1 protein-coding gene is annotated in these 529 nt (G+C 37.1%); it reads left to right on the forward strand.

The genetic code is table 11. The features are described 5' to 3' along the window. Positions 1 to 53: 53 nt before the first annotated feature. The coding region (locus B9T16_RS29250) for a transposase (RefSeq protein ID WP_410246454.1) at positions 54 to 529 on the forward strand (476 nt) is incomplete at its 3' end.

Genomic DNA, 529 nt, shown 5'->3' on the forward strand with positions numbered 1-529 from the left:
GAATATCGATCACCTCCATTAATCAGTTGATTGTAGGAGATTTAACGTACTTGATGGTTCAAGGAAAAAGGTATTATTTATTTTGTCTTACAGACGTTTACAGCTCAAGAATAGTTGGTCATCATGTGGGTAAACGCATGCGATCAGAAGAAGCACTTTGTGCTTATAAGATGTGGATTAAACTACGTGGCAACAACGCAGTCAAAGGATGTATCCATCACACTGATGGAGGATCTCAATACTTTTCGACTGATTACCTTAAAGCAATGGACGATAGCAAACTTCAAATAAGTCGCGCAGAAAACTGTTTAGAAAACGGTTATGCCGAGCAGCGTAATGGATTGATTAAAAACCACTTGATTCCATTGATAACAAACCGAAAAGTGAACATCACCAATGAATTAGGTCGTTTAATATCCATTTACAATAATGAGCGAAAGCAAGAAGCACTTGGATGGTTATCACCGGTTGAATACGAAAACAAGTGTTTTAAAAACATGGCCGGTGAACAGAAAAAAATGAATAACTT

The sequence above is a fragment of the Arthrospira sp. PCC 8006 genome (assembly GCF_046480465.1).
Taxonomy (GTDB): Bacteria; Cyanobacteriota; Cyanobacteriia; order Cyanobacteriales; family Microcoleaceae; genus Limnospira; species Limnospira platensis.